Below are 7,684 nucleotides of genomic sequence, written 5' to 3' on the forward strand. Positions count from 1 at the left end.
TACGCGCGTGTCCTGCGGAAATTGTTGGTGATACTCAGCCAACGCCAGCCAAGCTTCGCCATCAGCATAGGGCGTGGAGTCAATCGAAGTTAGGAAACCGCGGAATCCTCCCCCCGGGATTCGCAGCATCAGGAGCGCTTCCAGCCAGGCTTGCCGCAGGTTGGAGAAGCTTTCGTCTTGGCTGGTCTGCACGAAGCGCAGTTCCGTCAGTAACGCCAGGGCCACGGTTCCGGTATAGACGCTGCTGTAATCCATGTTTGGCGACAGCACTTTGCCCGGACCTTGTTTATCAAAAAGCAGGCCCAACCGTTCCAGCGCGTTGCGGATTTTGTTTCGCTCGACCGGCATCGACAAAAGATGGGTTTTCTCGACCAGACGTTGCGTCAGGCTCTTTCCGATCGCTAATGAATGACTGCCAAAAGCCGTGAGGAATTTTTCTATTGCCGGTCGTGCCCGCGGATCCTTCGTAAAGGCATAGTAATCGGCCAGTACCGCGGCGGTAACTGCTTGCCGGGCGAGGTTCGCAGTCGACATGCTGTCCGGCTCGGACTCCTTGTCCTCAAGGAAGTTGAAACCGTATGGCAAAAACCCGGACGGCTTCTGGACCACCAGCCAGCGATCCACGGCAAGGCCGATCGCGAGCGAGTAGTCATTGGATGGCATGCGCTGGTCCACCGATTACTGAAGTACTCAGAAAGCTCACGACGCGAAGCAGTGTGATGAGACGCTTGCAAGTTAGCATTCCGGTTTCCGCTCGAGAGGGTCTTTAAAGCACAGAATATATCATCCGAGCTCTGTTGGGATAGCGACGGATGAATCTTTATGTAACTCGAGTACGCCTCCAGCTGTGCACCGTTGATGAGCGTCTGCGTCGCGACTATTGTGTTGAAAAACTCCTTTAAGGGGGCAGGCCCTAAGCCTGAGTAACAAAGGGTACTGACCCTTTTCTGTTCTGCCGTTGAGTGATCATGGCCGGTGTGGCAGTTGCGCGCTGAGGTCGCGTAGCTGCGCTTCGAGGTCATGAATGCGATTGAGGAGAGTCAGGGCCAAGGCCAGCCCCTGGGCGTCCAGCTCGAAGTCGGTTCGCAAGCGGCACGCGGTTCTGGCGGTCACGACGCAGTCCGCGCGAAAGCCAAGCGGCTCGGCGCCGGGGTCGACCGGTATGATGGCGCCGAAATCCACCAGCTCGTGAAGTTCCGTTTCCGAAAGACCCGACAGCCCGGCGAGTTCCGTCAGCGACAATTGCTCCTGCTCATCGAGCCACAGCACTTCAGTGAGTTCGACTTTCATTTTTAAGCTCCTGTTCGAAATGTCCGCGCGGATTGAACGTCGAGCCTTCCGCGAGTTGTTGGTACAGCGCGCGATCGCGTTCGCTGACCACGCCAGGGACGGCGATTTGCACGATCGCGAAAAGATCGCCTTCGCCCGCGCGCGGCTTGGGCAGTCCGCGTTTACCGAGCCGCAGCTTTTGTCCGGCGTGCGTTCCCGGCGGTACCTTGAGCCGGACCGGGCCACCCGGCGTCGGTACATCCACGCTGGTGCCAAGCACGGCCTCCCACGGGGCCAGGGGCAGATCGAAGTACAGGTCGTGACCGCTCACCCGGAACAGCGAATGCGGGTGCAGCACGATATTGAGATACAGATCACCGTTGCGCCCGCCGTTGAATCCCTTGCCTCCCTTGCCCGGAATGCGCAGCCTTTGCCCGTCCGTGACGCCTTTGGGGATGCGCGCCTTGACGACATGCGGCACGCGACGCAACACGCCCGTGTCATCGAATTCCGGCATGCTCAGGTCGAGTTCCACCTCGGTGCCGCGATACGCCTCCTCGAGCGTGATGTGCACCGCGACTTCGTAGTCCTCCCCGGGCATCGAAATTTTGCCGTGGTCCTGGCGCGCGTGAAACCTGCCACCGCGCAGGCCGGCGAACAGGTCCGACAGATCGATATCATCGGCCGAGAAGTGCGTATCGCTGTACTGTTTCTGCCAGTCCGGGGGCGGTCGGAAGTCCTGTCCCGGCTGATAGCTACCGAGCTGATCGTAGGCGGCGCGCTTCTCCGGGTTCTTGAGCGTTTCATAGGCCTCGGCGACTTCCTTGAATTTTTCCTCGGCGTTCGGTTCCTTGGAGACGTCAGGGTGATACTTGTGCGCGAGCTTGCGATAGGCTTTCTTGATCTCCGGCACGCCGGCATTTTTTTCGATGCCTAAAATGCCGTAGTAGTCTTTGTATTTCATCAGGGCCGCCCGGAGGATGAGTGAGATGGGACGCGTCTATCATGCGCCTGGACCGAGCGATGTCAAGAATACAGGTCCTGGTTCAGCGCCGTTTCGTACACCGAGGTGGAATCAATGGGGCCAGGCTGAGGCATACCTGATTTCACGGACACCCCGATAGGCACATAATGCCTGAAGGAGGCTGTCCGATGAAGAAGCGTCCGTCGTACACCAAGGAGTTCAAGCTGGAGGCCGTGCGGTTATTGGAGCGCGACGACAAGCCTGCCGCCGTACTCGCCCGGGAGCTCGGGATCAAGCGTAACCAGCTCTACAAGTGGCAGAAGCAGTTGAGTGCCCGAGGGAAAGACGATGTGTTCCCGGGCCACGGCCGTCGGGCCGGAGCCGAGGCCGAGATCGCCCGCTTGCGCCGCGAGGTGGCACACCTCCAGGAGGAGAACGAGATTTTAAAAAAAGCCGCGCGGTACTTTGCGAGGGAATCGTCGTGAGGTACCAGTTCATCCACGACCAGGCGCGCGTGCATCGCGTTACCGCCATGTGCCGGGTGCTCAACGTCTCGCGCAGTGGCTACTACGGCTGGAAGGTACGACCCGAGAGTCGCCGTGTGCGCAGCAACCACCGCCTACTCACGCGCATTCGCGAGATCCATTGCTGCTCCCGCGAAGCCTATGGCGTCGTGAAGACGCATCGGGCGCTGTGGGATAACGGGATCGTCTGTGGCCACAACCGCCTCGCGCGGCTGCGAAGGCTACACGGCATCGTGGCTAAACGGGTACGCCGCTTCCGTGCGGCCTACGCCGCCCGGAACAGCGAACCGGCGGCACCGAACCTGCTCGAACGGCAGTTCGGCGTCTCGGCGCCGAACCGGGTCTGGGTCGGCGACATCACCTTCATCCCGACCCGCGAGGGTTGGCTCCACCTCGCGGTGCTCCTGGATCTGTACTCACGGAAAGTGGTGGGTTGGGCGATGAGCGAGCGGCAGAACCGGCAACTGACGACCGATGCCTTGATCATGGCCATCGAACGCCGGCATCCCAAACCGGGGCTCATCCACCACACGGATCAAGGCACTCTCTACGCCACTCCCACCTACCGCGGGATTCTCAAGGCCCATCATAGGCTCCCGAGCATGAGCCGCAAAGGTAACTGCTACGACAATGCGTGTGCCGAAAGCTTCTTCGGCGGACTCAAGAATGAATTGATCTGGGACCGGGACTTCCGAACACGGACTGAGGCCAGGAGTGCGATCTTCGAGTGGATCGAGGTGTTCTACAACCGGGAGCGGTTACACGAAACACTCGACTACGTCAGTCCGGTGCGGTATGAAGAGATGCGAGTTGTTCCTTAACCACGTGTCTGTGGAAACGGGTACGCCTCAAGCCCGATTTATTCCCCCGGAAAGCACCATGGCAATCACGGGCATCAAAAAATAAGGGCCAGCTTGCGCTGGCCCCACCTGATGAAGACGGCAAAGGATATTGTGGGGTTATGTGCCACCCCACAATAAGGCTTTTAGACTTTCGGCCAGCGCAGAACTATTGATAACTAACTGCTCGCGCGCCTTCCTTCTTATTTCGATTCGGCTTGGATATCGACGCGGCGATTCATCGCGCGGCCATCGGCGGTGGCATTACTGGCCACTGGATTCGACTCACCCATGCCCGAGATCACGATGCGTTTCTGGTCGACGCCGTTGTTAACGAGATATTCCTGTGCTGCTTGGGCGCGACGCATCGATAAGTCCTTGTTATATTTCTCGCTGCCGATGCTGTCGGTGTAGCCTATGACCTGAATGGTAGCGTCGTCAGGAAGTTTTTTTATCTGGACAAGGGCTTCATCGAGCCGTCGCTTGTCTTCCGCCCTCAGTACCGCCTGATCGAAATCGAACTGTGCTTTCTCGGCGATATTGATGGGTTCCGGTCGCGGTTCGATAGCAGCGATTTCTGCAGCCGCTGGAGCTGCGGGTTCAGCCGGGGCCGGCGCGGCGGCGCGTGGTAGGAGATCGGAGTCGCATTCGGTGGTCGCCGACTGAGGACTCCAGTCTGAAGTGCGCACGCAGTCACCGCTGTTGTTGCGCACGACACTTCCCGCGTTGTCATGCGCATAGCCGCTGCTCATAAGATCCGAAGCGGCAAAACTTAGCGGGGTTGCAACAAGACATCCGCCTGATATCAGGCTGGCCAATAATATTGGTTTCAGTTCCATGTCAATTCTCCTTTTTGCAAAGAGGAAAACCCACGCAAATCATTCGATAAAATACCGATAGCGTGGATCAACGTTATATTGGCAGGGCCGTACTTACGAAACCTTGATTTCACGCAAAGTTGCATTGTGAAAAAAGTATTCGGACCTGCCCCTTCAATTCCTGACGGTCATTGTCTCTGCGTGCCTCAAGCGATACTGTGCGCTATCGCGCATACAGCGATATAAATAATTTTAATAATTGAACAACCGGGCCCAGGTCACAGTTTTCGCTGATAAAGAAATATTCTGAAAACCAGTAACAAAATGGCGAATAAGCCTGCAAAAAGTTTTTGTTGTTTCATGCCGTGATCCGCGGGTGAGTGTTGGTGGCCGGAGGCCGATACAGCGGAAGTTCTTTACTGCTTTTGCGGCTAATCTAAACCTCCCGCCGGCGAGGGCGTCCACGCAGGGTGTCTGGGCGTGGATCAGGGGCATACGTTATACTTTGCCCGCCATGGCGAGCGCCCCATCCAATACCATCCTTTACGACAAAATCCGCGCGGTCGAATGGGAAAACGGCCGGCTGAAACTCATCGACCAGCGCATCCTCCCCGGCAAATTCGAACATTTATATCTCGACCATCTCCCGGAAAGCGCCAAGGCGATCACGGATATGGTGGTGCGCGGGGCGCCGGCGATTGGCGTGACTGCCGCCTATGCCGTCGTGCTGGCGGCTCGGGACCGTTATAAGGAGAACCGCAACGGCTGGCACGAGGCGATCCAAGCGGATTTGAATCTCCTGGCTGAAGCGCGCCCGACGGCGGTGAATCTGCGCTGGGCGGTGGAGCATATGCGCGGCCTCATCAATGCCGGTATTGCGGGCGACCCGGTGCCGCGGCTGCTGGCGGAAGCGCAACGCATTCATGCCGAGGACATCGCTGCCAACCGGCGCATGGGCGAGCTGGGCGCGGGGCTGATCGAGCCGGGCAGCGGTGTGCTGACGCACTGCAACACCGGGGCGCTGGCCACGGGTGGTTACGGCACGGCTCTGGGGGTGGTGCGAGCCGGCTATGCCGCCGGGAAGATCAAAAGCGTGTTTGCCGACGAGACCCGCCCCTGGCTCCAGGGTGCGCGCCTGACGGCGTGGGAGCTGGTGCAGGAGGGAATTCCGGCAACCCTGATCGCCGACAGCGCCGCGACCTATTTAATGAAGCAGGGCAAGGTGGCGTGGGTGATCGTGGGCGCGGACCGCATCGCCGCCAACGGCGATACCGCCAACAAGATCGGCACCTACATGACGGCGGTGGCGGCGCGTCACCACGGCGTGAAGTTCATGGTGGTGGCGCCCACCAGCACCGTGGACATGAACACCCCCGACGGCTCGGCGATCCCCATCGAGACCCGCGCCGAGTCTGAAGTATTGAATTACGGCGGCATGCGCACCTCGCCCGAGGGCGCCAGGGCTTGGAACCCGGCCTTCGATATCACTCCAGCGGAGCTGATTGACGCCATCGTGACCGAAAAAGGCGTGGTGAAGAACCCCACTCGCGACAAGATGCTCGCGATGATGAAAAGTAGTTAAAAACCACCTTGTTTTAAGCCTGTTTTTGGCGCTTCTCGCGCCGTCCAAACCCCCGGTTTTTAAGTGCAGATAGGGGGGTAGGCATGCTAGAATTCCGCGCTTCCACCGGTTCCGGAACAGGCAGAAAAACTATTACTTATAAGTTAATTATCAATAAGTTAACCGCGATCGGTTAACTGATTTCGACATGGAACAATTCGCCAAAGAAACCATTCCGGTCAATCTCGAAGACGAGATGAAACGCTCCTACCTCGATTACGCCATGAGCGTGATCGTGGGCCGGGCGCTGCCCGACGTGCGCGACGGCCTGAAGCCGGTGCACCGGCGTGTGCTGTTCGCCATGCACGAGCTCGGCAACGACTGGAACAAGGCCTACAAGAAATCCGCGCGCGTGGTCGGCGACGTCATCGGTAAATACCACCCCCACGGCGACACCGCGGTGTACGACACCATCGTGCGCATGGCACAGGATTTCTCCTTGCGCTACATGCTGATCGACGGCCAGGGCAACTTCGGCTCGGTAGACGGCGACGCCCCGGCGGCCATGCGTTACACCGAAATTCGCATGGCGCGCATCGCGCACGAGATGCTCGCCGACCTCGACAAGGAAACGGTCGACTACGGCCCGAATTACGACGGCAGCGAGCACGAGCCGCTGGTAATGCCGGCCCGGCTGCCGAACCTGCTGATCAACGGTTCATCGGGCATCGCGGTTGGCATGGCAACCAACATTCCGCCGCACAACCTGAACGAAGTCATCAGCGCCTGCCTCGCGCTCATCGACGACGAAAACATCACGATCGACGAGCTGATAAAACACATTCCCGGCCCGGATTTCCCGACGGCGGGAATCATCACCGGCGTCGACGGCATCCACGAGGCCTATCGCACCGGGCGCGGACGGGTTTACGTGCGCGCGCGGGTCGAGATCGAAACCGAGGAAAAACGCGGACGGCAATCCATCGTCGTCACTGAGCTTCCGTACCAGGTGAACAAGGCGCTGCTGCTCGAGCGTATCGCCGAGCTGGTACAGGAAGGCAAGATCGAGGACATCGCCGAGCTGCGCGACGAATCGGACAAGTCTGGCATGCGCATGGTGATCGACCTCAAGCGCGGCGCGGTCGCCGACGTGATCCTGAACAATCTTTACGAACACACGGCGATGCAGAGCGTGTTCGGCATCAACGCGGTGGCGCTGGTCAGCGGCCAGCCGCGCCTGTTGAATCTTAAAGAGCTGCTCGAAGCCTTCATTCGTCACCGGCGCGAAGTCGTCACGCGCCGTTCGATCTACGATCTGCGCAAGTCACGCGACCGCGCGCACGTTCTCGAAGGCCTGGCGGTCGCGCTGGAAAGCATCGACGAGATGATCGCACTGATCAAGGCAGCCAAGGACCCGGACGACGCGCGCGTGAAAATGCTCGCGCGCACCTGGCCGGCGAAACTCGTGACCAAGATGCTGGCGGCGGGCGCCGCCGATCTGACCCGGCCGGAAGGACTGGACAAGATTTACGGGTTGACCGCGAAGGGCTATCGCCTGACGGAAGTGCAGGCGCAGGCGATCCTCGATCTGCGGCTGCATCGCCTCACCGGCCTCGAGCAGGAGAAGCTGCGCAACGAATACGCCGACATCCTCAAGACCATCGCCGACCTGCTTGATATTCTCGGCAACCCCGGGCGCCTGATGAAGG

General features: G+C 59.4%; 6 protein-coding genes and 1 pseudogene. 3 read left to right on the plus strand and 4 right to left on the minus strand.

Translation table 11 applies throughout. The features are described 5' to 3' along the window. The 3 genes from WB402_RS13605 to WB402_RS13615 form a co-directional block, all read right to left on the minus strand. Positions 1 to 675, minus strand: a 675-nt coding sequence (locus WB402_RS13605) for a hypothetical protein (protein ID WP_424208755.1), incomplete at its 3' end; no start/stop codon positions are given. A gap of 291 nt (positions 676 to 966) precedes the next feature. Beyond that, positions 967 to 1,290, minus strand: coding sequence for a chaperone modulator CbpM (locus WB402_RS13610; protein WP_424208757.1), 324 nt, complete (start codon positions 1,288 to 1,290; stop codon positions 967 to 969). After that, entirely contained in the window at positions 1,271 to 2,233 is a 963-nt protein-coding gene (locus WB402_RS13615) for a DnaJ C-terminal domain-containing protein (RefSeq protein ID WP_424208759.1), read from the minus strand. Before WB402_RS13615 ends, WB402_RS13610 begins: the two co-directional genes overlap by 20 nt. Positions 2,234 to 2,421: 188 nt before the next feature. Here WB402_RS13615 and WB402_RS13620 point away from each other — a divergent pair. Continuing rightward, positions 2,422 to 3,578, plus strand: a pseudogene (locus tag WB402_RS13620) (IS3 family transposase). 221 nt (positions 3,579 to 3,799) lie between these two features. On the opposite strand, the gene WB402_RS13625 reads toward WB402_RS13620, so the two are convergent. Beyond that, positions 3,800 to 4,435, minus strand: a complete 636-nt coding sequence (locus tag WB402_RS13625; protein ID WP_424208761.1) for an OmpA family protein — start codon at positions 4,433 to 4,435, stop codon at positions 3,800 to 3,802. A 493-nt stretch (positions 4,436 to 4,928) separates the two neighbouring features. On the opposite strand from WB402_RS13625, the gene mtnA reads away from it, so the two are divergent. Continuing rightward, entirely contained in the window at positions 4,929 to 5,996 is a 1,068-nt protein-coding gene (gene mtnA / locus WB402_RS13630; protein ID WP_424208763.1) for an S-methyl-5-thioribose-1-phosphate isomerase, read from the plus strand. A 187-nt stretch (positions 5,997 to 6,183) separates the two neighbouring features. Further along, a partial coding sequence (locus WB402_RS13635) for a DNA topoisomerase (ATP-hydrolyzing) (RefSeq protein WP_424208765.1) occupies positions 6,184 to 7,684 on the plus strand: 1,501 nt, incomplete at its 3' end.

Source organism: Sulfuricaulis sp. (genome assembly GCF_049587675.1).
Lineage (GTDB): Bacteria > Pseudomonadota > Gammaproteobacteria > Acidiferrobacterales > Sulfurifustaceae > Sulfuricaulis.